The organism is Mesorhizobium sp. URHB0026 (assembly GCF_054059755.1).
In genome coordinates this window covers 5,074,412-5,100,221 of the sequence record NZ_JBSSCN010000001.1, presented here as the reverse complement: position 1 = coordinate 5,100,221, position 25,810 = coordinate 5,074,412, and the positions used below count along the sequence as shown (strand labels likewise).

The 25,810-nt window shown below is 62.6% G+C and carries 19 protein-coding genes and 1 other RNA gene; 13 read left to right on the top strand and 7 right to left on the bottom strand.

Annotated elements, in window-relative coordinates; translation table 11 throughout:
* The first annotated feature begins 106 nt into the window (after nucleotides 1-106).
* A complete protein-coding gene (locus ACVWWD_RS25085) occupies nucleotides 107-1,009 on the top strand; it encodes a LysR family transcriptional regulator (protein WP_352547850.1) in 903 nt (300 codons plus the stop codon).
* 33 nt (nucleotides 1,010-1,042) lie between these two features.
* Here ACVWWD_RS25085 and ACVWWD_RS25080 read toward each other — a convergent pair whose 3' ends face one another.
* Together ACVWWD_RS25080 and ACVWWD_RS25075 are read right to left on the bottom strand one after the other, a co-directional pair.
* Entirely contained in the window at nucleotides 1,043-2,221 is a 1,179-nt protein-coding gene (locus ACVWWD_RS25080; protein ID WP_023769643.1) for a lytic murein transglycosylase, read from the bottom strand.
* 641 nt (nucleotides 2,222-2,862) lie between these two features.
* Nucleotides 2,863-3,663, bottom strand: coding sequence for a glycoside hydrolase family 25 protein (locus ACVWWD_RS25075; RefSeq protein ID WP_352553251.1), 801 nt, complete (start codon nucleotides 3,661-3,663; stop codon nucleotides 2,863-2,865).
* A 286-nt stretch (nucleotides 3,664-3,949) separates the two neighbouring features.
* On the opposite strand from ACVWWD_RS25075, the gene ACVWWD_RS25070 reads away from it, so the two are divergent.
* The gene (locus tag ACVWWD_RS25070) at nucleotides 3,950-5,329 is read left to right on the top strand and encodes a serine hydrolase domain-containing protein (protein WP_352553249.1); all 1,380 of its coding nucleotides are present in this window, start codon (nucleotides 3,950-3,952) and stop codon (nucleotides 5,327-5,329) included.
* A 436-nt stretch (nucleotides 5,330-5,765) separates the two neighbouring features.
* On the opposite strand, the gene ACVWWD_RS25065 is transcribed toward ACVWWD_RS25070, so the two are convergent.
* The 4 genes from ACVWWD_RS25065 to ACVWWD_RS25050 form a co-directional block, all read right to left on the bottom strand.
* On the bottom strand, nucleotides 5,766-6,449 hold the full coding sequence (locus tag ACVWWD_RS25065) for a class I SAM-dependent methyltransferase (protein WP_023782717.1): 684 nt from the start codon (nucleotides 6,447-6,449) through the stop codon (nucleotides 5,766-5,768).
* Nucleotides 6,446-7,744, bottom strand: a complete 1,299-nt coding sequence (locus tag ACVWWD_RS25060; protein ID WP_352553247.1) for a DUF3419 family protein — start codon at nucleotides 7,742-7,744, stop codon at nucleotides 6,446-6,448. The genes ACVWWD_RS25065 and ACVWWD_RS25060 overlap by 4 nt, the downstream gene beginning before the upstream one ends.
* Before the next feature lie 662 nt (nucleotides 7,745-8,406).
* Nucleotides 8,407-9,603: an acyltransferase family protein gene (locus ACVWWD_RS25055; protein ID WP_352553245.1), complete on the bottom strand. Its 1,197-nt coding sequence runs from the start codon at nucleotides 9,601-9,603 to the stop codon at nucleotides 8,407-8,409.
* A gap of 820 nt (nucleotides 9,604-10,423) precedes the next feature.
* Nucleotides 10,424-14,056, bottom strand: a complete 3,633-nt coding sequence (locus tag ACVWWD_RS25050; RefSeq protein WP_352553243.1) for a hydantoinase B/oxoprolinase family protein — start codon at nucleotides 14,054-14,056, stop codon at nucleotides 10,424-10,426.
* Between the two features lie 184 nt (nucleotides 14,057-14,240).
* Between ACVWWD_RS25050 and ACVWWD_RS25045 the strand changes: the two genes are divergently transcribed.
* From ACVWWD_RS25045 to rnpB, 5 genes are all read left to right on the top strand, one after another.
* Entirely contained in the window at nucleotides 14,241-14,453 is a 213-nt protein-coding gene (locus ACVWWD_RS25045; RefSeq protein WP_023769649.1) for a hypothetical protein, read from the top strand.
* 161 nt (nucleotides 14,454-14,614) lie between these two features.
* Entirely contained in the window at nucleotides 14,615-15,334 is a 720-nt protein-coding gene (locus tag ACVWWD_RS25040) for a TerB family tellurite resistance protein (protein ID WP_457103474.1), read from the top strand.
* Complete coding sequence (locus ACVWWD_RS25035; RefSeq protein ID WP_352553240.1) at nucleotides 15,331-16,086, top strand: peptidoglycan recognition protein family protein; 756 nt, start codon at nucleotides 15,331-15,333, stop codon at nucleotides 16,084-16,086. The genes ACVWWD_RS25040 and ACVWWD_RS25035 overlap by 4 nt, the downstream gene beginning before the upstream one ends.
* A 211-nt stretch (nucleotides 16,087-16,297) precedes the next feature.
* Entirely contained in the window at nucleotides 16,298-17,047 is a 750-nt protein-coding gene (locus tag ACVWWD_RS25030; protein WP_352553238.1) for a lytic transglycosylase domain-containing protein, read from the top strand.
* A 65-nt stretch (nucleotides 17,048-17,112) separates the two neighbouring features.
* An RNA gene (rnpB, locus tag ACVWWD_RS25025) (RNase P RNA component class A) lies at nucleotides 17,113-17,512 on the top strand.
* A gap of 190 nt (nucleotides 17,513-17,702) precedes the next feature.
* Here the strand turns inward: rnpB and ACVWWD_RS25020 are convergent.
* Nucleotides 17,703-18,818, bottom strand: coding sequence for a cystathionine gamma-lyase (locus ACVWWD_RS25020; RefSeq protein ID WP_023769655.1), 1,116 nt, complete (start codon nucleotides 18,816-18,818; stop codon nucleotides 17,703-17,705).
* 409 nt (nucleotides 18,819-19,227) lie between these two features.
* Between ACVWWD_RS25020 and mraZ the strand changes: the two genes are divergently transcribed.
* Genes mraZ through ACVWWD_RS24990 form a run of 6 tightly spaced genes read left to right on the top strand, consistent with a single transcriptional unit; the run spans nucleotide 19,228 to nucleotide 25,798 of the window.
* The gene (gene mraZ / locus ACVWWD_RS25015; RefSeq protein WP_352548570.1) at nucleotides 19,228-19,701 is read left to right on the top strand and encodes a division/cell wall cluster transcriptional repressor MraZ; all 474 of its coding nucleotides are present in this window, start codon (nucleotides 19,228-19,230) and stop codon (nucleotides 19,699-19,701) included.
* Entirely contained in the window at nucleotides 19,698-20,714 is a 1,017-nt protein-coding gene (rsmH, locus tag ACVWWD_RS25010; RefSeq protein WP_352575685.1) for a 16S rRNA (cytosine(1402)-N(4))-methyltransferase RsmH, read from the top strand. The genes mraZ and rsmH overlap by 4 nt, the downstream gene beginning before the upstream one ends.
* A gap of 4 nt (nucleotides 20,715-20,718) precedes the next feature.
* Nucleotides 20,719-21,114, top strand: coding sequence for a cell division protein FtsL (gene ftsL, locus ACVWWD_RS25005; RefSeq protein WP_023769658.1), 396 nt, complete (start codon nucleotides 20,719-20,721; stop codon nucleotides 21,112-21,114).
* On the top strand, nucleotides 21,111-22,835 hold the full coding sequence (locus ACVWWD_RS25000) for a peptidoglycan D,D-transpeptidase FtsI family protein (protein WP_352575683.1): 1,725 nt from the start codon (nucleotides 21,111-21,113) through the stop codon (nucleotides 22,833-22,835). The genes ftsL and ACVWWD_RS25000 overlap by 4 nt, the downstream gene beginning before the upstream one ends.
* 54 nt (nucleotides 22,836-22,889) lie before the next feature.
* Nucleotides 22,890-24,344, top strand: a complete 1,455-nt coding sequence (locus ACVWWD_RS24995; protein ID WP_457103473.1) for a UDP-N-acetylmuramoyl-L-alanyl-D-glutamate--2,6-diaminopimelate ligase — start codon at nucleotides 22,890-22,892, stop codon at nucleotides 24,342-24,344.
* The gene (locus ACVWWD_RS24990) at nucleotides 24,341-25,798 is read left to right on the top strand and encodes a UDP-N-acetylmuramoylalanyl-D-glutamyl-2,6-diaminopimelate--D-alanyl-D-alanine ligase (protein WP_352548580.1); all 1,458 of its coding nucleotides are present in this window, start codon (nucleotides 24,341-24,343) and stop codon (nucleotides 25,796-25,798) included. Before ACVWWD_RS24995 ends, ACVWWD_RS24990 begins: the two co-directional genes overlap by 4 nt.
* The last annotated feature ends 12 nt before the right edge of the window (nucleotides 25,799-25,810 follow it).

Below are 25,810 nucleotides of genomic sequence, written 5' to 3'. Positions count from 1 at the left end.
TCGGCCGTTCGTTGACCGCGCGACGCGGCTTGGTCGAAAATAGGCCGAAGCTATTGATCATATAATGGGCTATTATCTGACTTGCCTGTTAATCCTGGGATACACAATGCGCGGGTCCGAATTTTCTGAACTCAAGGCTTTCGCGACGATCGTGGAGGAGGGCAGCTTCATCCGGGCTTCCGCCAAGCTCAGGATTTCGCCGCCGGCTCTCAGCCAGACAATCCGGCAGCTGGAGGCACGTCTCGGTGTCCGCCTGCTCAATCGCACGACACGCAGCGTATCGCCGACCGCGGCTGGCGACACGCTGTTCACGCGGCTTGGTCCTGTTTTCAGGGAACTGGAAGGCGCGGTCGCCGATATTCATGCTGCGCGCGACCAGCCGGCCGGTTCGCTGCGCGTCAACGTGCCGCGCGTGGCCGCCATGCGGTTCATCGCGCCGATCCTGGGCGATTTCCAGCGCGCCTATCCCGATATCGGCCTGACAGTGATCATCGACGACATGCTGACGGACATTGTCGAAGGGCGTTTTGACGCCGGAATTCGGCTCGGCGAGCGGCTGGAAAAAGACATGGTGGCGGTGAAGCTGAGCGGGGATCTGCAAATGGCCGCGGTGGCCGCTCCCGCGTATCTCGCGGGACGCCACACGCCGCGTCATCCCGGCGATCTGCACCAGCATCGCTGCATCAATTTCCAATGGCCAGGCGGCGGCAACATCTACCGATGGGAGTTCGCGCGGGGCAAACGGGCGCTGGAAATCGCGGTCGAAGGCAAGCTGACCGTTAACGACACCGACTTGCTGCTGAACGCGGTGCTGGGCGGTGCCGGTATCGCCTACATGATCGACTATCAGGTTCAGCCCTGGATCGAAAACGGCCGGCTGGTCCGGTTTCTGGAAGCTTGGTCACCCAGCTTCCCCGGCTTCTATCTATACCATCCGAGCGTGCGGCATGTGCCGCCAGCCCTGAGGGCGTTCATTGATTTTGTGCGGGAGAGGCGGAGTGGCGAGTAGCAGTACGAGGCTCTCGCGGCCTTCACTGTTCGCTCACAATTTTCCCAACAGCTCCGGCGTCGGCCAACCATCCACCGGCAGGCCAAGCCGCATCTGTTCCTTGCGGATCGCTTCACGGGTGTTGGTGCCCAAGATGCCGTCGACCGTGCCGACGTCGTAGCCCCTGGCCTCGAGCTTGGTCTGCAGTTCTTTCATTTGCTCATTGTTGAGGCCGGGCTCGGGATTGCGCGGATCGAGCGGCGGCGCGCCCGCCAGGCGCGCGGCGAGATTGGCCGCGGTCAGCGCGTAGGTGAAGGACTGGTTCCATTCGAGATAGACGTCGAAATTCTCGTAGGTGAGGAAGGCCGGGCCCTTGCGGCCCATGGGCAGCGCCAGGCCGGCTTTCAGCCCCTTGTCGGCCAGCGGCGAGCCGTCGGGGTTGGTGACGCCCCATTGCGCCCACTGCGTCAGCGGCAGCTTGTTGGTGCGCCCGGTCTGGTCCCACGGCATCTCTTCGGGCACGCGCACTTCCTGGATCCAGGGTTCGTCCCGTTTCCAGCCGCGCGACAGCACCTTGTTGCCCGTGGTCATGATCACGTCGGGCACGGAGCCGCGCAGATCGATCTTGCCGTCGCCGTCGCCATCGATGCCGCGCGCAAGATAGTCGGATGGCAGGATCTGCGTCTGGCCGATCTCGCCGGCCCAGGCGCCGGTGACGTCGGCCGGCAGCACGCCGCGATCGATCAGTTCCAGGAGCGGCACCAATTGCTGGCGGAAAAGCTGCGGGCGGCGGCAGTCATGCGACATCGTCACCAATGCGCTCAGCGTGTGGAAATCGCCCTGCACGGCGCCGAAATCCGTTTCAAGCGCCCAGAAGGCGGTGATAACCGGGGCCTGGACGCCGAACTGCTGGTCGGCGCGGGCGAAGATGTCGGCGTATTTCTTCATGTTCGCCGCACCTTGCTTCAGCCGGTAAGCCGAGATCATGCGGTTGGAAAACTGGACGAATGTTTGCGTGAAGACGCCCTGCGCACGGTCGCGCGCCAGAGCCCTCTCGTCGATCCGGGCGTCCTCCAGCGCATCAAGACCGACCGCGCCGACACCGGCAGCCTTGGCTTCCGTCGCCACACCCTGCTTCCAGCTTTCGAAATCGCCGCCGCATTCCTGCGCCATCGCCGGCAAGGCCGTGGCGCACAAGAACAGCGCCGCGAGGGCTTGGGAACGCAGTCGCATCAGCTTCCTTTCGAAACGAGAGGGCATTGTCATGCCTGGCTGAAAGCGCAACGCCCTGAATTACCAGCGGTTGCACTCTTTAGCGCTGGCTGTGTCGAAAGCAGGCGGCAGGCCCGGTGTCAACGGGTGATCTGCCGCAACCACCATTCGTGTGGCTTCGCTGCCGTTGTCACGGTGTCAACGGGTGATCTGCCGCAACCACCATTCGTGTGGCTTCGCTGCCGTTGTCACGGTGTCAACGGGTGATCTGCCGCAACCACCATTCGTGCGGCTTCGCTGCCGTTGTCACGGTGTCAACGGGTGATCTGCCGCAACCACCATTCGTGCGGCTTCGCTGCCGTTGTCACGGTGTCAACGGGTGATCTGCCGCAACCACCATTCGTGCGGCTTCGCTGCCGTTGTCACGGTGTCAACGGGTGATCTGCCGCAACCACCATTCGTGCGGCTTCGCTGCCGTCGTCACGGTGTCAACGGGTGATCTGCCGCAACCACCATTCGTGCGGCTTCGCTGCCGTTGTCACGGTGTCAACGGGTGATCTGCCGCAACCACGATTCCCGCGGCTTCGCTGCCGTTGTCACTGTGTCAACGGGTGATCTGCGGCAACCACGATTCCCGCGGCTTCGCTGCCGTTGCCACTGCGTCAATGCGCGTTCTGCCGCAGCCACTTGTTCCAGGCGGATTCCGAGCCGTTGAAGACGTTGATGTCGGACTTGCCGGTCATGCCGGGAACGATGCCGGTTCCGGTGTACTGCCAGAAGGTGAAGGGGTGGCTGCCATATTTCTCGCGCGGGTGCCCGGCGACGGAACGCAGCCAGTAGGGATAGCCGCGGAAGGTCGACAGTTCATTGTCGTCGAAGAAGTCGACCGAGGTGTAGATGATCGGCTTCTTGCCGTAATGCCGCTCGACGATTTCGAGGAAGGTCGTCATCTCCGCGCGCACCGTGGCGGCGTCGGGGCGCAGCCGGCAGGTCGGCGAGTTCGGGTTCCATTCCATGTCGAGGACCGGAGGCATGGCGGAGTGGTCGACGGGGACATTCTGGATGAACCAGCGCGCCTGGACGGCCGCCGGAGTGCAGAAATAGAAGAAATGATAGGCCGCGCGTGGAATCCCGTTGGCTTTCGTGCGCGCCCAGTGCTCGCTGAAATACTCATCGAAACGGTCGCCGCCTTCCGTTGCCTTGATGAAGGCGAAGGAGATGCCGCTGGCCTTGGCCGTCGGCCAATCGACCGAGGTCTGGTATTTGGAAACGTCGGTACCATGGACGGCATAGTTCCATGGCGCACCGCTGTCCCACTCATGCGGCTTTGAATCGGCAAAGCGCGGCGCGCGTACGGCCACCGTCGGACTTCTCGACGCGGACGGCGACAGCGGCGAGAGATCGTCCACGGTCGAGCAGGCGCCGAGCAGCGTCAGCATGAAAAGGGCCGCAAGACGGCGCATCGCAACTTCCAAGCCGGAATCAGCCGGTCGCTGATGGGTCTGTGCACTGATGGCCGAAGTTGGTCTGGCCCCCTCCAGTCGATCGCCCCACGCATCGCCTGGCATATCGTTCTTCATGCATGTCGTGTCCCAAAACCGCTGCGCACTTTTGGACGACATGCATCCCTGTGATCGCCGATCATGGTTGATATCTGGTTTATGGCGCTCGACAAGAGGCGAGATTTTGCGGAAGCAATGGCGGCAATTCGATGACATAAACGTCAGGCGAATGCCTGGGAGGCAATGGATGCGGTTCGTCGTCAAGGTCGTCAAATGGCTTCTTGGCTTGATCGTGCTTGCAATCGCCGCGCTGTTTGCCTGGCTCTATATCGCGCCGCCGGAACTGATCCGCGTCGGCTCGGGCTATTCGGCCAAGATCGTCTGCTCCAACGTCTTCATCGCCGGCCGCGACGCCAACAAGGTGCTGGCCCTCGATGTGCAGGCGCCGGGCCACCCGCTGCTGCGCTTGATGCGGGTCTCGGTCGACAAGAACCGGGGGACGGTTTCGGCCGGCCTGCTCGGCTTCCTCGGCAAGAGCGAGGCGGTTGCCCGCGACGGGCTGGGCTGCGCCTCGGTTCCCGACGGCGATGTCGGCAAGGCGCGGCGCACGGCAATCCATGCCCCGCCATCGCCGACCAGTCAGGACGCGCTGTGGCCCGAGGGCGAGCGGGTCGATGCCTCGCAGAATCCCGAGGTCTCGAAGATTGTCGGGGACGCCGCGATGACCGGCACCGGCGTGCGCGCGGTCGTGGTGGTCAAGAACGGACGGGTCGTCGCTGAGCGCTATGGCGACGGCTTCTCCGAAAAGACGCCGCTGCTCGGCTGGTCGATGACCAAGACCGTCAACGCCGCCATCGTCGGCACGCTGGTCAAGGACGGCAAGATGGCGGTCGACAACAAGGGCCTGTTCACGCCATGGAAGGCCGACGGCCGCGCCGCGATCAGCCTTGCCGACATGATGGCGATGTCGAGCGGGCTGGAGTTCAACGAAGACTATGGTGACGTCGCCGATGTGACGCGCATGCTCTATCTCGAACCGGACATGGCGGGCTTTGCCGCAACCAAACCCCTCACCGGCGAGGTCGGCAAGACGTTTTCCTATTCAAGTGGCACGGCGGTGATGCTGTCGCGCCTCTGGCAGGACGCGATCGGCGACAGGGCCAAGGCATTGATGTGGCCGCGCATGGCGCTGTTCGATCCACTCGGCATGCATAGCGCGGTGCTCGAGACCGACGAGCAGGGCACTTTCGTCGGCTCGTCCTATCTCTACGCCACGGCGCATGACTGGGCCCGCTTCGGCCAGTTCCTGCTGCAGGGCGGTATATGGAACGGCAACCAAATCCTGCCGGTGGGCTTCGTCGACTGGATGCGCGAGCCGGCATCCTCCTCGAAAGTCTACGGCAAGGGCCAGTTATGGATCGAAGCGCCGGGCGACGAGGAAAATCCCGGCGCCGGCGTCGCGGCCGGGCTGCCGAAGGACACTTATTGGATGGAGGGCCATGACGGACAGACCGTCGCCGTTATTCCGTCTGAGCAATTGGTGGTGGTGCGGCTCGGGCTAACGCCGGCCAAGTTCGGCTACCGTCCGCAGACGATGGTGGGTGCGCTGGTGAAGGCGCTGCATTAGCCCAATCGCTTATGACCCTAGCAGGCGTTGACCTGCCTGCAAGACCAGCCTCCGCCATCGGTATCGTGGCAGTCTTCGTAGTTCCCGTAACAGGTATTTGTTGAATTGCGATACCAGGGATAACCACCCGGGCAGCAGACATCCTGCTGCGCGGTCTGAAGGTATCGGTTCGCCGGCTGGCTTTGTCTTTCAGTATTGCCAGGGTGCGGAACGCTAAACCTGATTGGCATATCCAGGCTTGCATTGCTCATTGCGGACGAGCTCAAGAAGACCGTGCAAGCAACCAATGAAAGCATTCCCCGCGCACTCATGCTCTCCTCCTTGAGAGAAAATAGAGACCGCTAATATACCGGCTTTCATCCGTTGCGTCGATTGGCCCTGACCGGTAAAATTGCGGCGGGAAAACCGCTGAGCAGCTTTCCTGAGTGTCTGGCCGTCAAAGGCCAGGTTTGATCACGGCCAGCCAGGCATAGCCGCGATAAAGCGTACGAAAACGGAAGGTTGCGCCGGTTCGCCGCGATTCTGATTCAAGAACTTCGCGCAGGGTTGAGCGCGGCGCGACGTGGAATTTTTTCAGCCAGCCGCGCAGCAAGGTGCGGAACCAGCCTGGCAGACCTTCCTGCTGGCCGAAATCGACGAGGTGCAGCGAGCCCATGGGGGCCAGCGCGGCAAGTGCTGCCGATACGGTCTTCTCCCAGCCCGGGATCATCGACAGCGAATAGGATACGAAGATGCGGTCGAAGCTGCCTTGGCCAAACAGCGCTTTGGCGTTGAAATCCGTGGCATCACCTCTTGCCAGCGCTACGCGATCGGACAGGCCATCGCGGGCAACCGCGGCGCCTGCCGTCTCCAGCATTTCGGCCGAAATATCGAGGCCGAAGAAGCGACCTTCTGGATAGGCGCGGGCGGCGAGGATGATATTGCGGCCGGTGCCGCAGCCGAGCTCCAGCACGGTGCCGCCGGGTGGCACGTCCAGCCCCTCGATCAATCGGTCGCGGCCAAGCAGATAGTATTTGCGGGTCAGGTCGTAGATGTGGCGCTGCCAGCGATAGACGCCGTCCATCAGTTCGGCATGGTTGGCCTGGAATTCGGGGCTGGCCGGCAGCTCGGTCGTGCTCATGCCGCGCACTTCACATAGAGGTGGAAGCCGCCATAGATGGCGGAGCGGTCGCGGGCCGAGAATTCGCGCGAGGCATCACTCTCATAGGTCCACTGGTCGAGCAAAGAGGTCGAGACACGGCCCGGCAGCAGGCTGGGCTCGGCGGCGGTGCGGAAGATGACACGGGCGCCGGCCGAAGCGGTGCGGGTGATCTCCGACCACAGTGCATTGAGCTGGTCATCGGTCATCCAGTCCTGCGCGTCGAGCAGGATGAAGCGGTCGACGGCGCCGGCATCCTTGCCAGCGAGGAATTCGATCAGGTTGGCGTGATGGATGGCGACGCGGTCGATATTGCCGCGGATGGTGTCGTAGTTGTGCTTTTCCAGATAGGCGGGCAGGGCGGCCTCGCCTGGTTCCGGGTAGCGGCGAGCAAAGGCCTGCCAGGCGAAATAGTTGTTTTCCAAGGGGAAGTCGCAGGCAAGCTTTTCCAGCCGGGCCTTCAGCACGCTGGCCATGGTGCCGTCGCCGGAGGTGATCAGCGAATCATACTGCGCCGGCGGAATGCCGAGGCCGAACAGCGAAGCCTTGCGCGACGTTGCCCATTTCAGCAGCTTCCTCTCGAAGACTGGCGCCAGTTCCTCGTTGAAGAAGCGGCGCTGTTCGCCGATATTTCTGGCTTCCATCATTCGGGCCGGGTTGACGCCGAAGAACTTCGCCGTGCGATGGCCCATGGCGATGAACAGGCCAAGCAGGCCGGTCTGGTAGAAATTGCGGTCGAAAACGCCAATGCGCCGGTGGCCGCGCCAGTTGCGATGTTCCCAATAGTGGCGGCTGACCGGATCGAGATGCGGCGCGATGAAGCGGTCGTAGGCCTCGGAATTGTGGCTTGTGTCGGCGGCGCCGAAGAAACGAAAGAGGTCGCCCTGCGAAGGCAGATGGCGGACCGCCTCCAGCTTCATCCGGTTCAGCGCGATGTGGGCGGCGTTGAGGTCGACGGCGTCGATCCGTGCCGGCGAGCGGGTAAGGTAGGCCAGGATGTTGCAGCCGCCGGAAGCGATGGTGACGACGCGATGACCTTGGCCAAGCTGCATTGCGTCCATGTCGACGTCAGGGTCTTCCCAGATCTGTGGATAAACGAGGCCGGAAAACAGGAAGGCGAACAGCCGCTCCGAGATGCCGGCTTTCGAAAGCGCGCGGTTCTGGTAGACCGCTTTTCCAACTTCCTTGCCACGGCGAAAAACCAGATCCGAGGAGACGTCCGTCATGGCAAAGTGATTCCCCATTTGCTTTGCCGCAAGCGGGTAACCCAGGGTCATGACAGGCCGGTGACAGCCTGTTGACGTCGCCCTTACAGTTGTGTAGCGCGCAAAATCATTTGGCACCTCCGCGCAACTTCACTTGGCACCAGTTTCAGCTCCAAATTCCATCGCAACTGCTTCTCTGACTCTAGCGGTTGAACGATGTTTCGGTATGCTCGTCCCATGGGCGCCGGGGCCTCTCGATGATCCGAGACATGTATCATGTAGAAGAGTATGCGGCCGCCTCCGCCCGCACGCTCATAGATCGGCCAGCCTTTACGAACCGGTAGGCGAGTTCTTTCCGAAAGCGCTCACACCAGGCGATCGCCACGGTCCTGCCCGATTCCCTGTAAGGTTCGCCAGTCGGAACGCCCCCACCAGGCTGTCGGACGAGCGCTCTTTAAAATCGTGGCCGCGATCGGCGGCGAAAGAACACGCCGCCCATGCCGACGAAGGCTTCGGCGTAGATCTCGTGCGGCACCGCCGCGATACGCGCCCTAGGCGCTCCGCCAGGCGGCTTGCGCGGACATAGCTGGCCACCGGTCGGGTTGGCAGGATGCTTTCTAAGGGCTGTTGAAGGGTCATTTGAAGGCTTTTGAGAATCAGTCACCGTCCGGCGCCCGAAAGGGCCAGGTGCGGCGGTTAACCCTTTCTGCTGTCGGGCGGGTCGGGACGCCAATCTAGGCCCGCTTCTCGGGAACTAACCCGAGCACCTGTTCCTCATCTAGAGCTTGCGCGGCAGGCATCGCCGTAGCAATTCGTGGTCTTAGAAGGAGCCTTTCGACGAGCGGCCTGAATTGCTGAGCAGGGCGCTCGACGAAGCGCGCAATGAGCCAGCTGGTAACCAAGACGACCGCTGCCATGGTGATCAGCGTAACGACGGGGTGACCGCCTGACCCAAACTTCGACATGAGGGTGTAACCGATGTGGGCATGCAGCAAGTACATCGGATAGGTCAATGCCCCGATCTGCCTCGCGTACGGCAGTGTTTTCAGTCCGATCGTGGATGCGCACATTGCCAGGAATGTCACAAAAAACGCTACCACAATGCCAATGACGACTTGGTGCGAAAGGGTCGGACCATAGGTCCCATTTATGAAATCAGTAGTCGGAAGTTCGGCAACCTGAACCCCAACAACGACACAAGCCACTGCTGCAACCGCCGCCCTGGGTGAGAGGCCGTCTCGGTAGACGAAAAAAAACGTGCACCCGGCGGCGAAGAAGGCATCATAGCTTTGCAGGAACCCGTGGCCGCTTCCCATCGCAAACGAAACTAGCAACCAAATTATCCAGACCTCAACAAGCACTTGGGCATAGTCGATGAGCCGAAGCGACAGGACGACAAGCACTGCGGCATAGAACATCAGCTCCGTTTTCAAGGTCCAGTAAACACCGTCAACAACGGGTACTCCGAAGGTCGTGGGGATCATCGTAAGGTTCACCAGATACTGCCCGACAGATATGGGCATCAAAGGCGATGGCCAGATGGCGAGCACGATTGATGTCGCTGTTAGGCTGACGATGAACGCCGGCCAGAGCCTGAAGACGCGCGAGATCGCGAATTTGAGGGGTGAACCCGAGCTGGCAGATGACATGATCACGAAGCCGCTGATCATAAAAAATAGCGGCACACCGAGATAACCGTATTGAAGCACTGCTGCGGCTCGATCGAAAGGTTCAAGGCCGGTCAGTTTACCGTTTCGGATGCCGTTGACCCCATAGTGATATCCCATGACGATAAGGGCAGCGAAGAATCGAGCATAGTCGATCCACTCAATCCGCGATGGCTTTCTGGCTGAATGCATGGGTATCGAGATCACACGCCCGGTCGAACCAGTCAATCGGTGCTCGGCTTCAGCGCATCTGCTGGTGCGCATTTAACGCATCGATGTAATCGCGAGCATCTCGCAATTCTGCCTGGACGCCGTCCAGCTTATTTGAAGCGCTGTCGACCTGGCCCATTCGCTTTCAAGTTCATGCATGACTTCTGCGTTGATCTCGGCGAGGATATCGGGAATGTCCCAGCCCTGCTTGACAGCTTGTGTCGACGACATGATTGCCATCGGTGGGTATGGGCGATCGACTGGGTGGAAGCCTTCGACGCCAATGATGACATGCCACCCTGTAGGTCATCGTCCTTTCGACGGATTCGACAGAGAAATTCCTCAATATAAAAAATCGTCCTTACTAGGCATAGCCATTCTTCTCTATGAAACAGAAGCGCCGTCAGGCCAGCGTCAATTAGTGCCATCGCTAATGGCAAGCGCTTGTTCCCTGCGCCGTTAGAAACATAGATCACCTGCCCAGCGGCAGATGCGCTAGGAACGGTCGAGACCGTGTAAGATCGCTGGTTCAGATGCGAGTTGGCATCAAATATGACTTGAGCGTTGCCGCGATGATGAGCGCTCCAGTCCTATCAATTCGTAGACGCTCGATGATGGTGCCAGATCCATCGGGGGTCGTGCTGAAAGCCAAACGCCCCCAAACGATCTTGCGCGAGTCGCGCCGCCGCCCGGTTTTTTGGTGCCAACTGAAGTTGCGCCGCCGTCTTCTGGCTTTCTGGCTATCTAGCTCAGCCGATACGGTCAACCTCTTGTTTTCCGGGCTTCTCGCACAGTTTCCCGGCGGTCCCCACCTTTTCGTGGCCCGACCCCGCCAATGCCATCTGATCTTACGCGTTACAAGTTGACGTCGCCCTTACAGCTTGCCAAACCCGCCCGGCGTCGGCGTCGTCACGATGACGGCCTCGCCAGCGTCGAGCACGGTCTGGTCGCAGGCTTTCAGCACGTCGACCGTGCCGTCGTTGCGGCGGACCTTGGTCGAGCCGACCTCGCCGTCGCCGCCCCCATCCAGCCCTTGCGGCGGCCGGTTGCGGTGCGAGGAGAGGATGGCGCATTCCATTTTCTCCAGGAAGCGGATGGTGCGTCTGGTGCCGTCGCCGGCGTTCCATTTGCCCTTGCCGCCGGATCCCTGGCGAATGTGAAAATCCTCCAGCACCACGGGGAAGCGCAGTTCAAGCACCTCCGGATCGGTTAGGCGCGAATTGGTCATATGGGTGTGCACGCCGGAGGTGCCGCCAAAGCCGCGGCCGGAGTTCATATGGCCGGCCGGCGAGCCCGAACAGATGGTCTCGTAATATTGGTATTTCTTGTTGCCGAAAGTCAGGTTGTTCATCGTGCCTTGCGCATTGGCCATCGCCCCCATGGCGCCGAACAGCGCATTGGTTACGTGCTGCGAGGTCTCGACATTGCCGGCGACGACGGCGGCAGGGTAGGCCGGCTTCAGCATACAGCCGTCGGGAATGACGATGTTGATCGGCCTGAGGCAGCCGGCGTTCATCGGGATCATGTCCTCGACCATGACGCGGAAGGCGTAGAGCACGGCGGCCCGAGCGACCGGTTCGGGCGCGTTGAAATTGTTCTTCATGACAGGCGACGTGCCGGTGAAGTCGACGGTCGCCTCGCGCTTTTGCCGGTCGACCGTGATCTTCACCTTGATGACCTGGCCGGTATCGGTCGGATATTCATATTCCGACGTGTCCGGCAGCCGCTCCAGCACGCGGCGCACGCTCTCGGCGGCATTGTCCTGGACATGGCCCATATAGGCCTCGACGACGTCGAGTCCGAAATGGGAGACCATCTTGCGCAGTTCGGCGACGCCCTTCTCGTTGGCGGCAATCTGTGCCTTGAGGTCGGCGATGTTCTGGTGCGGGTTGCGGGCGGGGTAGCGATGATCGGTGAGCAGCGTATGCAACTCCGTCTCGCGGAATTTTCTACGGTCGACGATACGGAAGTTGTCGAACAGAACGCCTTCCTCGTCGACCGTGGTGGCGAGCGGCGTCATCGAGCCCGGGGCGGTGCCGCCAATGTCGGCATGGTGGCCGCGCGAGGCCGCCCAGAAGAGGATGTTTTTCCTGATGTCGTCGAACACCGGTGTCACCACGGTGATGTCGGGTAGATGCGTGCCGCCATTATAGGGGGCATTCAAGGCAAAGACGTCCCCGGGATGGATGTCGCTGGAGTTCAGCCGGATGATGGTTTCGACCGAACGATCCATGGAGCCGAGATGCACCGGCATGTGCGGCGCGTTGGCGACCAGCGCCCCGGTGTGGTCGAAGACGGCGCAGGAAAAATCCAGCCTTTCCTTGATGTTGACGGAATAGGCGGTGTTCTGCAGCGTCACGCCCATCTGCTCGGCGATCGACATGAAGAGATTGTTGAAGACTTCGAGCATCACCGGATCGGCTTGCGTGCCCAGGGCAGCGGCGCGCGTTTTCTTTTTCGTGCGGCGTATGACGACGTGATTGAGGTCGGTGATTTCGGCCCGCCAGCCCGGCTCGACGACGATGGTCTGGTTCGGCTCGATGATCAAAGCGGGGCCGGCGACCAGATTGGACGGTCCCAGGGTCTCGCGACGGTAGACGCCAGCTTCATGCCACTGGCCCTCCGTGTAGATACGCCGGGTTTCGGAAGCGGCTGGATGGATCGTTGCCGGTCCGGCAGGCGCATGGGCCTCGGCGCTGGTCTGGCCGGTTTCGGTGCCCTCGACGCCGACGGTCTCGACCATCATCGGTTTGGCGTCATAGACGAAACCGAATTGCGCTTTGTGGGCGATTTCGAAATCGCGCTTTGCCTGGAAAATCGAATCGTTCTCAAAATTCACCGGGAGGGTCGTGTCGGTGCCGTCATAGCGAATGTGCAGCACCGGCCTGGTGGCAACCGTGGCCTCGGCGATGCCTTGCGCCGCCAGCTCCGCGATAACGGCCTTTTTCAAGGTGGCGATGAGGTCGCCAATCTCCGTTATGGACTCTTCGGCGAGCGGCTTGAGCAGCGCCTGCTGGCGCGAGGCGAACACCGAGGCCAGCCCGATGCCATAGGCCGAAAGCAGGCCGGAGAAGGGATGGATCAGCACGGCCTCCATGCCAAGCGCGTCCGCGACCAGGCACGCATGCTGTCCGCCGGCGCCGCCGAAGCAGTTCAGGAGATATTCGGTGATGTCGTAGCCGCGCTGCACGGAAATCTTCTTGATCGCATTGGCCATGTTCTCGACCGCGATGGTGACGAAGCCCTCGGCGACCGATTCGGGCGGCCGGCCATCGCCGATCTCGGTGGCAAGTGCCGCGAATTTCGCACGCACGGTTTCCGCGTCGAGCGGTGCGTCCTGGCGGGAACCGAAGATCGACGGGAAGAAATCAGGCTGCAGCTTGCCGAGCATCACATTGGCATCGGTCACCGCCAGCGGGCCGCCTCGCCGGTAGGCGGCGGGGCCGGGATTGGCGCCCGCGGAGTCCGGTCCGACGCGGAAACGGCCGGCCTCGTAGTGCAGGATCGAGCCGCCGCCGGCGGCGACCGTGTGGATGCGCATCATCGGCGCGCGGACGCGCACACCAGCCACTTCGGTGTCGAAGGCCCGTTCATACCCGCCGTCATAGTGGGCGACGTCGGTGGACGTGCCGCCCATGTCGAAGCCGATGACCTTGTCGAAACCGGCGAGCTTCGCCGTCTCGACCATGCCGACCACGCCGCCGGCCGGGCCCGACAGCAGTGCGTCCTTGCCCTGGAACATGTCGGCGGCGGTGAGCCCGCCAGAAGACATCATGAACATCAGGCGGGGGAATCCGTTGTTTTCTCTCGCCGCACCCAGCTCTCCCGCCACCCTTTGCACATAGCGGGAGAGGATTGGTGACAGATAGGCGTCGACCACCGCGGTGTCGCCGCGGCCGACCAGCTTGATCAACGGCGAGACCTCGTGGCTGACCGAGACCTGGCCGAAACCAAGCTTGCGGCAGACCTTGGCCACCGCCTTCTCGTGATCGGGGTATTTCCAGGCATGCATGAAGACGATCGCCACCGCGTCGATGCCATCGGCTTTCGCTTGTTCCATGGCCGGCCGGCAGGCTGATATGTCGAGCAGCCGTTCGACGCAGCCGTCGGCGAGCACGCGCTCGTCGACCTCGATGACGCGCTCATAAAGCTGTTCGGGAAGGATGATCTCCTTGGCGAAAATGTCCGGTCGCGCCTGGTACGCAATCCCTAGCGCGTCGCGAAACCCCTTGGTGATGAGCAACAACACGCGGTCGCCCTTGCGCTCCAGGAGGGCGTTGGTGGCCACCGTCGTGCCCATCTTGATGTCGCCGATCAGGCGGGACGGGATCGCGGCGGCCGCTTCAAGGTCGAGCAGGTCGCGGATGCCCTGAATGGCCGCATCGGCATAGGCTTCAGGATTCTCCGATAACAACTTGCGCGGATGCAGCCCGCCTTGCGGGTCGCGACCGATAATATCGGTGAAGGTGCCGCCGCGATCGATCCAGAAATCCCATTTCGCGGTCATGCGGCTGTCTCCGGTATTTCGTTTCCGGAGTCGTTGTTAAAGCGCCGAAGCGCCGGCAGCAATGTCGCCTGCATGCCATTGATGTTACAGGCGGAAACGCAACGTTATGAAACCCGTGGCCGTCCAGAGCATTTCTCCTTCGACCGTTCACCGCAACGTGAACGTGTGTTGAAGGAGAGACGTAATGAAAAAGCTCATTCTTGCTTCGGTGTCCGCCCTTGCCCTGCTGGGCGTCGCGGCCTGCAGCGACAGCGGCAAAGGCACTGACAACACCACAACGCAGAGCACCAATCCGCCGGTTGCCGAGCAGCCGATGAAGCCTGCGGCCCCGGCCGATAATTCGACCAAGCCTGCCGAGCCGGCTCCGGCAACGCCCGCTCCTGCGCCCGCGCAGTAGTTTGTAAGCAGTAAGTGTCTTGGGAGGAAGGCCGGCTTCATGCCGGCCTTTTCTCGTGGAGACCGCGCTCGGGACCGTCGATCGTCTCTGGTCAGGGGCCCGAAAAAGAGAGGCCGTTAATGGCTTGATAGCGGGGACCGGTTGGCTCTATGAAGCTGGCCATGTCGATTTGGGATCGCCTCGGCGACTTCATCACGCGGGTTTCGTCGTCAACCACATCAGGCGTCGCCGACGTGGTCGAAGCTGTGCGCACGGTTTTCTCCGGCGATGCAGACCTGCGCCGCCGCATTGCCTTCTCTGTGGCGATGATCGCGCTGTCGGCCAAGATGGCCAAGGCAGATGGCATCGTCACCCAGGATGAGGTGCGCGCCTTCCAGGAAATCTTCGAAGTGCCGCCGAAGGAGACGCGCAACGTCGCGCGGCTGTTCGATCTGGCCCAGCGGGACGTCGCCGGTTTCGAAACCTATGCCGAGCGCATGGCGCAGCTCTGCGGCTCCGGGCACTCCAATTGCGTGATGCTGGAAGACATACTCGACGGCCTGTTCCACATCGCCAAGGCCGATGGGCTGGTGCATGAGCGCGAAGGCATCTTCCTGCACCGTATCGCCGAGATCTTCCGTATCGACGAGACGCACTACGAATCGATCATGGCGCGGCACGTCAATCTTGGTGCCGGCGACCCCTATGTCGTCCTCGGCATCGAGCGGGGGAAGCCGTTAGAGGAGGTCAGGAAACGCTATCGCAAGCTGGTGTCGGACAACCACCCGGATAGGCTGATCGCGCGCGGGCTGCCGCAGGAATTCATCAAGATCGCGACGACCAGGGTCGCGGCGATCAACGCCGCCTACGAGATGATCGAGCGGGGACTGCGGCACGCATGAGTGGCTTCCTGCCCGACGAGCCGAGCGCCGAGGTCAGGGTATCGCCGAATTTCGGGCCAAGGCGCGATGCGCAGAAGCCCGACATGATTGTGCTGCACTACACGGGCATGGCAACCGGCGCTGGGGCCGAAGCCTGGCTGTGCGACCCGGCGAGTGAAGTCTCGTCGCATTATCTCGTCCACGAGAATGGTCACATCGTGCAGATGGTCCGGGAAAGCGATCGCGCGTGGCACGCCGGCCAGAGTTCCTGGTTCGGACGCACCGACATCAATTCCTGCTCGGTCGGCATCGAAATCGTCAATCCCGGCCATTCACTCGGCTATCCCGGCTTTCCGAAACGTCAGATCGCGGTGGTCATCGAGCTGTGCAAGGGGATTGCCGCGCGGCACGCGATCGCCGCCGAGCGGGTGCTGGCGCACTCCGACGTGGCGCCGGGGCGCAAGATCGATCCCGGCGAGAAGTTCCCCTGGGCGGCACTGTTCGAGGCTGGCGTCGGCCATCTGGTGCCGGCCGCTCCCGTCAGGCGCGGAGCCGCGCTGAAGCCCGGTGACCGCGGTGCCGATGTGGAGACGCTGCAGTCGATGCTGTCGCTTTATGGCTATGGCGTCGAGATATCGGGCGTTTTCGACGACCGGACACGAATTGTCGTCGAGGCCTTTCAACGGCATTTTCGACCGCGCCGGATCGATGGAATCGCCGACGGCTCGACGATGCGCACGCTGCAGAAACTGCTTGCTTCCGTGAGGAATTGACCTCAGGTCAAGAGCCGGTCCAAGTAATCCTTCCCAGTCATAAAGTTACAAACTGTCACTGAAAGTGACTTGCCTCGCCTTCATTGACGCCAAATCGGGCTTCAAAGGGCGTTTCGTACAGTTTGTCGGACATCCATCCCCCGGGTGTTCCGATATTGATCAAGCGATGCCACGCGAACATCTTCGCGTGGCCCCAACAGAACAGGATCACATGCAGAAATTGACTGGTTTAACGGCAGCTCTTGCTGCCGGGGTAATGAGTTTTGCCTTCAGTGCGGCAGACGCCGCGCCGTTAAGTCCACGGGCCGACCAGGGTCTCGTCGCGGCATCCGCCAAAGGCAAGGCCATTTCGGCCAAAAGCAGCAAGAGTGCGAAGGCGACGACGAAGCAGGCTTCCGCGAAAGTGGAAAAGGCAAGCTGGGCCAAGGCAAGTGGGACCAAGGCTAGTTGGACCAAAGCAGGGAAATCCTCCGTCCAGAGGCAGGCAAAGCGCGGCCGCAAAACCGTGGACATGACGACGACGGCATCGATCGGTCTCGGCAACGTCGCTGCGGCGACCGAGGCGGTGACGAGCGGCGGCCAGTATTCCGCGATTGTCGGCCGATACGCGGCGACCTACGGGGTTCCGGCGTCGCTGGCCCAGGCCGTGATCAAGATCGAGAGCAACTACCGGCCGAACATGGTCGGCGGCGCCGGCGAGATCGGACTGATGCAGATCAAGCCGGCAACCGCGCGCATGATGGGTTACAGCGGGTCGGCCAAGGGCCTGTTCGATCCCGACACCAACATCAAATACGGCATGAAGTATCTCGCCATGGCGCGCGACCTCGGCGGCGGCACGACCTGCGGCACCATCCTGAAATACAATGCCGGCCATGGCGCCACCCGCATGAACCCGGTTTCGGCGGCCTATTGCAGTAAGGTCAAGGTTCAGTTGGCGGCTGTCGGGGCACCGGCTTGATAAGAACCGACCACGGCTGGCTTTTTCGGTTGCGTTTTGCGGTGTTAACCCCTTTATACGCCCTGCCAGCTGGCCGGGCGGCCGCACCCGCAAACGCCGAAAGGCCGCGGGTGAGGAAAGTCCGGGCTCCATGGAAACACGGTGCCGGTTAATGGCCGGCGGGGGCGACCCCAGGGAAAGTGCCACAGAAAGCAAACCGCCACGACTTTGTCGGGGTAAGGGTGAAAGGGTGGGGTAAGAGCCCACCGCGCGACTGGCAACAGGAGCGGCACGGTAAACCCCACCGGGAGCAAGACCGAATAGGGGCGGTGCGAGGGGAAACCCTCGAGGGCTGTTTCCGGCCCACCGTCCGGGTAGGTTGCGTGAGGCGCATGGCAACATGCGCCCAAGATGAATGGCCGCCACGTTCTCGCGTCGCAAGGGGCGAGGGCCATACAAAACCCGGCTTACAGGCCAGCTGGCAGTTTCTCTCCACGACACCTGGGATTAACCCTTTGGTACCGGAAGGTTGCGCCATAGCGCCGGGAATACGCCATCTGATTGTCGGCGAATATCTCACCTTGTACCGGGTCGGCGGTGATGTGATCGAATACTTCGCGTGCTGCACGGCCATCGCAACATCGAGGCCGACGACCTCGGGCCGTGATCAGCCCGTTCAGTCGCTGATTCTGTCCAGCGAGGCCTCGATCGCTTTCCAGAGTTCTTCCACCGGCTCACAACCGACCGACAGGCGAACGAACCCAGCCGGAACCGCGTCACCTCGCTTCAAGCGCCGTTCGGCCGAGCTGTGGACGCCGCCGAAGGAGGTTGCGGCCTGCATCAGGTCGCAATTGTTGATGAAGTCCTCGGCTTTCTGCTCCGAAGCAAGTTCGAAGGAGATGAGGAAGCCGAAGCGCTCCATCTGGGCGCGGGCAAGATTGTGCGAGGGATCGCCTTCCAGGCCGGGATAGCGCAAGCCGTTGATCGCCCGATGGCCTTGCAGGCGCCGCGCGATCACTTCCGCCGACGAACACATGCGGTCGAAGCGCACATCCAATGTTTCCAGGCCGCGATGCACCAGCCAGGCTTCGAACGGCCCGGGGATGCTGCCCGAGACCTCGCGCCAGCCGGTCACGGCTGCGATGATATCCGCATTGCGGCTGGCAACATGTCCGAACAGCACGTCGGAATGGCCATTGGGTGCCTTGGTGTCGGCGGCGACAACGATATCGGCACCGTGATCGAGAGGACGCTGGCCGAAGGGCGTCATCGTCGTGTTGTCGACCACCAGCAGCGCGCCGGCCTTGTGGACGGCATCGGCGACAGCGGCGATATCGCAGATGTCCAGCCCCGGATTGGCCGGCGTTTCGACGAAGGCCAGGCGGTAGCCCGCAAAACCGCCGTCGAGGAAAGTCGATGTCGGCCGCACATCGTAGGAGACGCCGAGCGGTTTCAGGAAGCGATCAGCCAGCGCCCTGGTGGTGTGATAGCCGTCCGAAGGCAGCAGGACATGGTCGCCGGCCTTGAGCACGGCAAAGAATGCCGCCGAGATCGCTGCCATTCCCGAGGGAAAACCGACGCAGGGCGCGTCTTCCAAATGGGACAACATGTGTTCGACGGCATCCCATGTCGGGTTGCTGAAACGGCCGTACTGATTGAAGCCGGTGGCATCGCCCGGTGCATGAAAGATGGCGGCCATGGTCAGTGGCAGGGGAATGGAATCGCCCATGGCAAACCCGCTGCGACGCAAATGGGGAAGGGCCGCGGCGCGCGATTTGGCAGTTTCAGACATCGAGTTTCAAATCCCTTGGCGATCGGTGAGATGGGGGAGACGCTATGCCCGGCCGCGGCTCGCGGCAAGGCATCTCCAGTTGGACCAGCGAGGCTCTAAACGGTTCGTTAGGCTTAATAGACCATAAAGACGAATCGTGCCGTCACAGCCTTTCTCATCGGTGTGATGCGCATGGTTGCGAAGCCCTATTCCCGTTGACGCCCATAGTGCCCCATGGTATCCCATTTCGACATCAAAGCCTTCGTTCCGCGTCAGGGTAAAGCGTACGCCAATCGGGCAGCCGCGGCGGCTGCGCGTTTGCGGATTTTCGCCCGTGTGGACGGGGTTGGTGCGGGGCAGACGCAGCGCTGCGGTGGCGCGTACGACACGATGAAGAGGGGTGCGGCCGCGCAGGCGGCCGCAACGTGTGATGGACCGGTTTCTGTCGAACACGGTGAGCAGGATCGATGCGAAGGGGCGGGTGTCCGTGCCGGCGCATTTCCGTGCCGTGGTGCAGAAGCGCGGCTATTCGGAACTCTACGCGTTGCGTTGCCTGGACCTGCCTGCGATGGATGTCGGCGGGCTCGATCTGCTCGACCGCTACGAGCAACGCATCGCGCAGGAAGACCCGTTCCTGCGGACCGCGGACGACATGTCGTTCTTCTGCCATGGCGACGGAGCGTTCCTGAAACTCGACCAGGACGGCCGCATCACCATGACCGATTTCATTCGCGAACATACCGGCATCTCCGCAGAGGTGGCCTTTGTCGGGCGCGGCAATTTCTTTCAGATCTGGGAGCCGGGACGGCTAGCGACCTATGGGGCGCAGGCGCGTGCCAGGCTTTTGCAGCTTCGGCAGGGGACGAAGGCTCACGAGGCCAAGGCTGGGGAGCGACCGGAATGACGGTGGACCACGGCGATGATGTCAACGCCGTTGGCGGATCGGTCCGCCACATTCCGGTCCTGCTTGGCGAAGTGCTGGAAGCGCTGGCGCCGGCGGAGGGCGACATCGTCATCGACGGCACGTTCGGCGCCGGCGGCTACACCAAGGCCATCCTGGCGACGGGCGCGTCCGTGATTGCCATAGACCGCGATCCAGATGCGATCGCGGCCGGGCGCGACCTCGAGGCGCAATCCGGCGGCCGGCTGAAGCTGGTGCAGGCGCCATTCTCGACGCTCGACGACAAGGTCGAAAGCGCCGATGGCGTCGTGCTCGACATCGGCGTTTCCTCCATGCAACTCGACCAGGCCGAGCGTGGCTTTTCCTTCCGCAGCGACGGACCGCTCGACATGCGCATGGCGCAGGCGGGCCTGAGTGCTGCCGATGTCGTCAACAGTTTCAAGCCGGGCGACCTTGCCCGCATCTTCGGCTTCCTCGGCGAAGAGCGTCACGCCGGCCGCATCGCCCGCATGATCGAGGCGCGCCGGGAAAAACGGCCATTCGAGCGCACGCTGGAACTCGCCGATGCGATCGAAACCCATATCGGACGCGCGCCGAAGGACAAGATTCATCCGGCGACCCGCGTCTTCCAGGCGCTACGCATCTTCGTCAATGACGAGCTCGGCGAACTGACCAGGGCGCTGTTCGCGGCCGAACGCGTGCTGAAGCCTGGTGGACGACTCGCCGTGGTGACGTTCCATTCACTGGAAGACCGTATCGTCAAGCGCTTCATCGCCGACCGCGCCGACACCATGACCGGCTCGCGCCACATGCCGGAGGCGCAGGCGCGCACCGCGACATTCCGCAAGGCTGGTGGCGGGGTGACCGCAGGCGACGCCGAGGTTGCGGCCAACCCACGCGCCCGCTCGGCCAGGCTGCGTGCCGCGATCCGCACCGAGGCTCCGGCGCGGGGCGACGATTTTTCGATTTTCGGCCTTCCAAAGCTTCCCGGCATCGACCGGCCGGGGGAGAGGTAAGCACGTGTTTCGTACCAGCGACATAGTCCTGATCGCCGTCATGGTTTCGGCGGCCGCCCTGACCTACAAGGCCAAGCGCGAGGCCGAGGACCAGTTGGCGGCCGTGCAGAAGATCCACGCTGAGATACGTTACGAGGAGGACACGATCGACCTGCTCAAAGCCGACTGGAGCCTGCTCACCCAGCCGTCGCGCCTGCAGAAGCTGGCCGAACTCTATAAAGCGCAGCTCGCGCTGGAGCCGGTCAGTGCCCGCCAGATCGTGGGCCTGGGCGACCTGCCGGCCAAGGCCCTCGATATCCAGGACATCCTGAACGGGCGCCAGGGCGCCATGGCCGACAATTCCGACAAGGCGCCTTCAGGCGACAAGGATCCCGTCGTGACCGGAGATATTGCCCAATGATCGGCAAACTGCTGAAGCGCTTCGCGTCGGTAAGCCGCGCCAGGACGGGCGAGGAAAGATCGATCGTGGTCGAAGGCGCCCGCAAGGCGACTGGCGGCAAGGGCAAGGCGCGCATCGTGATGACGATGGCGGTGTTCTTCGGCATCTTCTCGACCATATCGGGGCGGCTGGTCTATCTCGGTTTCCAGACACCCGACCTGTCGGGCGGCCCGCAGAGCCGGGTGACCGCCTCGCGGCCTGACATTGTCGACCGCAACGGCGAAGTGCTGGCCACCGACATCAAGACGGCGTCGCTGTTCGCCGAGCCGCGCCGCATCGTCGATGCCGACGAGGCGATCGAGAAGCTGTCGACGGTGCTGCCCGAAATCGACTACGAGCAGACCTATCACAAGCTGAAGAGCGGCGCCGGCTTCGTCTGGCTGCAGCGGCAGCTGACGCCTAAGCAGCAGGCCGACATCATGCAGCTCGGCATTCCCGGTTTTGGCTTCCGCACCGAAAAGCGCCGTTTCTATCCAAGCGGCGAAACCTCGTCCTACGTTGTCGGCCTGACCAACATCGACAACCAGGGCATCTCCGGCATGGAGAAATATATCGATGAGCAGGGCCTGAGCGACCTGCAGGCGTCGGGCCTGGCGGTGGCGAAGGATCTCAGGCCGGTGAAGCTTTCGATCGACCTGCGCATCCAGCATGTGGTGCGCGACGAGATCGCCGCCGGCCTGGAACGCTATCGCGCCATGGGCGCGGGCGCTGTCGTGCTCAACGTCAAGACCGGCGAAGTGGTGGCCATGGCCTCGGTGCCGGATTTCGATCCGAACAACCCCTACAATGCGCAGGACAAGGACCGGCTCAACCGGATGTCGGCGGGGCTCTATGAAATGGGCTCGACGTTCAAGAGCTTCACCTCGGCCATGGCGCTCGATTCCGGCAAGGCGACGATGTCGAGCCGCTTCGACGCTTCGCATCCAATCCGCGTCGGCCACCAGGCCATCCACGATTTCCACGGCAAGAACCGTGTGCTGTCGTTGCCGGAGGTGTTCCTCTATTCGTCCAACATCGGATCGGCCAGGGAAGCAGAGCTGGTCGGCATCGAGGCGCACCGCGAATTCCTGCATCGCCTCGGCATCCTGGAGAAGATGCAGACCGAACTGCCTGAAGTCGCCCGCCCGACCGAACCGAAAGTCTGGAAACAGGTCAATTCGTTCACCATCGCCTTTGGCCATGGCGTGTCGACGACGCCGCTGCAAGCGGCTGTCGGCTGCGCGGCGCTGGTCAATGGCGGCTTCCTTATGCAGCCGACATTCCTGGTCCGCAGCCAAGAGGACGCGATGGCGGCGGCCAAGAAAGTGGTTACCGAAAAGACTGTCGAGGGCATGCGCTACCTCTATTCGCTCAACGCCGAGAAGGGTTCGGCCAGAAACGCCCGCGTTCCCGGCTACCGCGTCGGCGGCAAGACCGGCACGGCCGAGAAGGTCATCAACGGCCGTTACTCGAAGGAGTTGAATTTCAACACCTTTGTCGCCGCCTTTCCGATGGACGATCCGCAATATCTGGTGTTCACGATCGCCGACGCCCCGCATCCGGAAAAGCCTGGGATGACCGACGTCGCCGCCAACAATGCCGGGGTTATGGCCGGCAATATCATCAGGCGTTCAGCGGCCATGCTTGGCGTGAAGCCAGATTTCAGCCATGAAAATGGTGCAACGCTGGTTTCCTATCAGTGATTCTTAGGGCGCGCCGGCAACTGCGCGCTATTTTGTTGCGGTGAACGGGACTCGATGAAGCTCAAAGATCTAGCCGGTATCCTGCCAGTCGAAGGAACAGCTTCCGCCGATCTGGAGGTTACCGGCATCTCGTCCGATTCCCGCCAGGTAAAACCGGGCGTCGTCTTTTTCGCGCTTGCCGGAACCAAGGCCGATGGCGCGAGCTACGCCGCCGACGCGGCCCGGCGTGGCGCCGCCATTATCGTCGTGGGTAAAGGCAGCGCCCTTGCCGATTTGCCGGTTCCGGTGCTGGCGGTCGAGGATCCGCGCCTAGCGCTGGCGTTGAGTGCCGCCCGCTACTTCGGCAAACAGCCGCAAACCATGGTCGCGGTTACAGGCACCAGCGGCAAAACCTCGGTCGCCGCCTTCACCAGGCAGATTTGGGAACAGGCGGGATACGCCGCCGCCTCGATCGGGACCACTGGCGTGGTCGCGCCCGGCCGCAACGAATATGGTTCGCTGACGACACCCGATCCGGTCGCCCTGCACCGGTTGCTCAGGGAATTGGCCGATGCCGGCGTTACCCACGCCTCGATGGAGGCCTCCAGCCACGGTCTCGACCAGCGCCGCCTCGATGGGGTGAAGCTCTCGGCCGGGGGCTTCACCAATCTCGGCCGCGACCACATGGATTACCATCCGACGATCGAGGATTATCATCGCGCCAAATTGCGCCTGTTCGATACGCTGCTGCCGAAGCGCGCCCCCGCCATCGTCTTCGCCGACGATCCGTGGTCCGAACCGACGATAAGGGCAGCGCGGGCCGCCAGGCTCGACGTGCTGACGGTCGGCCGCCATGGCGATTTCCTCAGGCTGAAGCGGGTCGAGCATGAGCGTCATCGCCAGCGTGCCGAGGTCGAGGCCGACGGTGTGATCCACGAGATCGACCTGCCGCTCGCTGGCGATTTCCAGATTGCGAATGCGCTGGTTTCGGCGGGGCTTGCCATTTCCACTGGAATGCCTGTCACCAAAGCCTTGGCGGCATTGCAGAAATTGAAAGGCGCGCCGGGCCGGCTCGATCTCGTCGGCACCACGGCGAGCGGCGCGCCGGTCTATGTCGATTACGCGCACAAGCCCGACGCGCTCGAAAACGTGCTGGCCTCGGTGCGTCCGTTCACCACCGGCCGTGTCATGGTGGTCTTCGGCTGCGGCGGCGACCGCGATCGTGGCAAACGACCTATCATGGGCGAGATCGCGACACGGCTTGCCGATGTCGTCATCGTCACCGACGACAATCCGCGCTCGGAAGTGCCCGAAACCATCCGCGCCGCCATTCTTGAGGCCGCGCCCGGCGCCATGGAGATCGGCGACCGGCGCAAGGCTATCCACGAGGCTGTCGCCATGCTGCATGCCGGCGACACACTGATCGTGGCCGGCAAGGGCCATGAGGAAGGCCAGACGATCGGCTCGGAAACCCTGCATTTCTCCGACCACGAGGAAGTGCGCACCGCGCTCCGGGAGCATGCCGCATGAGCTTGCTGTGGACGTCGGAAGCGCTGGTTGCCGCCACGGACGGGCGGCCGCTCGGCCCCATGCCCGAAGGTATATCGGGCATTTCGATCGATAGCCGCAGCCTGCAGCCGGGCGACGCTTTCTTTGCCATCAAGGGCGAGGCGATGGACGGCCATGACTTCGTCACCGCGGCAATCAAGGCCGGCGCCGGCGTGCTGGTGGTGGCAGAAGGCAAGCTGCCCTCACTTGGTCGGTTGACCGCGCCAATCATTGTCGTCGACGACGTCCTGGTCGCGCTGGAAAAGCTAGGTGTCGCGGCACGCGCCCGCTCGCAAGCCAAGATCGTCGCGGTGACCGGCTCGGCGGGCAAGACCACGACCAAGGAGGCGCTGCGCCACGTGCTTTCGGCCGTCGGCAAGGTGCATGCCTCGGCGCAGTCCTTCAACAATCATTGGGGTGTCCCGCTGACCTTGGCGCGCATGCCCGCCGATTGCGATTATGCCGTGTTCGAGATCGGCATGAACCACCCCAACGAGATCCGGCCGCTGGTGAAGATGGTGCGGCCGCATGTCGCCATCGTCACCATGATCGCGGCCGCGCATCTTGGCTTCTTCCGCAACCTGGACGAGATCGCCCAGGCCAAGGCCGAGATTTTCGAGGGCCTTGAGCCCGATGGTGCTGCCGTCCTCAACCGCGACGATGCGCGTTTCAAGCTGCTGGACAAGATGGCACGGGCTGCCGGCGTCGAGCATATCCATGGCTTCGGCGAGAATGCGCGCTCGACCTTCAAGCTGGTCAAGTGTGAGTTGCATGCCGACCATTCCGACATCGCCGCCAGGATCAGCGGCCACGATATGATCGCCCGTATCGGCGCGCCCGGCCGGCACATGGTGCAGAACGTGCTGGCGGTGCTCGGCGCCGCGCATCTGGTTGGCGCCGATCTCGACAAGGTTGCATTGGCGCTGGCCGATCTTTCGGCCGAGCGCGGGCGCGGCAAGCGCCACGTGCTAAGGCATCCCGGGAGCCCGATTTCGGGCCAGGCAGGTGGCTCGATCACGCTGATCGACGAGAGCTACAACGCCAATCCGGCCTCGATGGCGGCCGCGATGGCGCTGCTCAACGCGACTCCCGTGACGGGCGAGGGCAGGCGCATCGCCGTGCTTGGCGACATGCTCGAACTCGGCGATCACTCGGCCAAGCTGCATGCCGCTCTTGCCGATCTCATCGTCGGCACGGGCACCCGGACGGTCTTTCTCGGTGGCCCGGAAATGCGGTCGCTGGCGGAAGCGCTGCCGGACGATATCAGGACGGAATACCGCGCAGGCGTCGAGGAGTTGAAGCCGGTGCTGCTCGCCGCGCTGAAGCCGGGCGACGTGGTGATGATCAAATCGTCGAAGGGCATCGGTTTTGCAAAACTGGTCGATGCGCTGCTGGGCAAATTCCCGGCTGAAACGACAACAAGCAACCAGACCTAGTCGGGGGACGAA

Coding starts and splice junctions, on each gene's coding strand:
- ACVWWD_RS25050 (WP_352553243.1), bottom strand. CDS start 14,056: ATGACCGCGAAATGGGATTTCTGGATCGATCGCGGCGGCACCTTCACC.
- ACVWWD_RS25075 (WP_352553251.1), bottom strand. CDS start 3,663: ATGCGCCGTCTTGCGGCCCTTTTCATGCTGACGCTGCTCGGCGCCTGC.
- ACVWWD_RS25030 (WP_352553238.1), top strand. CDS start 16,298: ATGCAGAAATTGACTGGTTTAACGGCAGCTCTTGCTGCCGGGGTAATG.
- mraZ (WP_352548570.1), top strand. CDS start 19,228: ATGGACCGGTTTCTGTCGAACACGGTGAGCAGGATCGATGCGAAGGGG.
- ACVWWD_RS25000 (WP_352575683.1), top strand. CDS start 21,111: ATGATCGGCAAACTGCTGAAGCGCTTCGCGTCGGTAAGCCGCGCCAGG.
- ACVWWD_RS24995 (WP_457103473.1), top strand. CDS start 22,890: ATGAAGCTCAAAGATCTAGCCGGTATCCTGCCAGTCGAAGGAACAGCT.
- ACVWWD_RS25020 (WP_023769655.1), bottom strand. CDS start 18,818: ATGTCTGAAACTGCCAAATCGCGCGCCGCGGCCCTTCCCCATTTGCGT.
- ACVWWD_RS24990 (WP_352548580.1), top strand. CDS start 24,341: ATGAGCTTGCTGTGGACGTCGGAAGCGCTGGTTGCCGCCACGGACGGG.
- ACVWWD_RS25080 (WP_023769643.1), bottom strand. CDS start 2,221: ATGCGACTGCGTTCCCAAGCCCTCGCGGCGCTGTTCTTGTGCGCCACG.
- ACVWWD_RS25065 (WP_023782717.1), bottom strand. CDS start 6,449: ATGAGCACGACCGAGCTGCCGGCCAGCCCCGAATTCCAGGCCAACCAT.
- ACVWWD_RS25055 (WP_352553245.1), bottom strand. CDS start 9,603: ATGCGCACCAGCAGATGCGCTGAAGCCGAGCACCGATTGACTGGTTCG.
- ACVWWD_RS25035 (WP_352553240.1), top strand. CDS start 15,331: ATGAGTGGCTTCCTGCCCGACGAGCCGAGCGCCGAGGTCAGGGTATCG.
- rsmH (WP_352575685.1), top strand. CDS start 19,698: ATGACGGTGGACCACGGCGATGATGTCAACGCCGTTGGCGGATCGGTC.
- ACVWWD_RS25085 (WP_352547850.1), top strand. CDS start 107: ATGCGCGGGTCCGAATTTTCTGAACTCAAGGCTTTCGCGACGATCGTG.
- ACVWWD_RS25045 (WP_023769649.1), top strand. CDS start 14,241: ATGAAAAAGCTCATTCTTGCTTCGGTGTCCGCCCTTGCCCTGCTGGGC.
- ACVWWD_RS25070 (WP_352553249.1), top strand. CDS start 3,950: ATGCGGTTCGTCGTCAAGGTCGTCAAATGGCTTCTTGGCTTGATCGTG.
- ACVWWD_RS25060 (WP_352553247.1), bottom strand. CDS start 7,744: ATGACCCTGGGTTACCCGCTTGCGGCAAAGCAAATGGGGAATCACTTT.
- ACVWWD_RS25040 (WP_457103474.1), top strand. CDS start 14,615: ATGTCGATTTGGGATCGCCTCGGCGACTTCATCACGCGGGTTTCGTCG.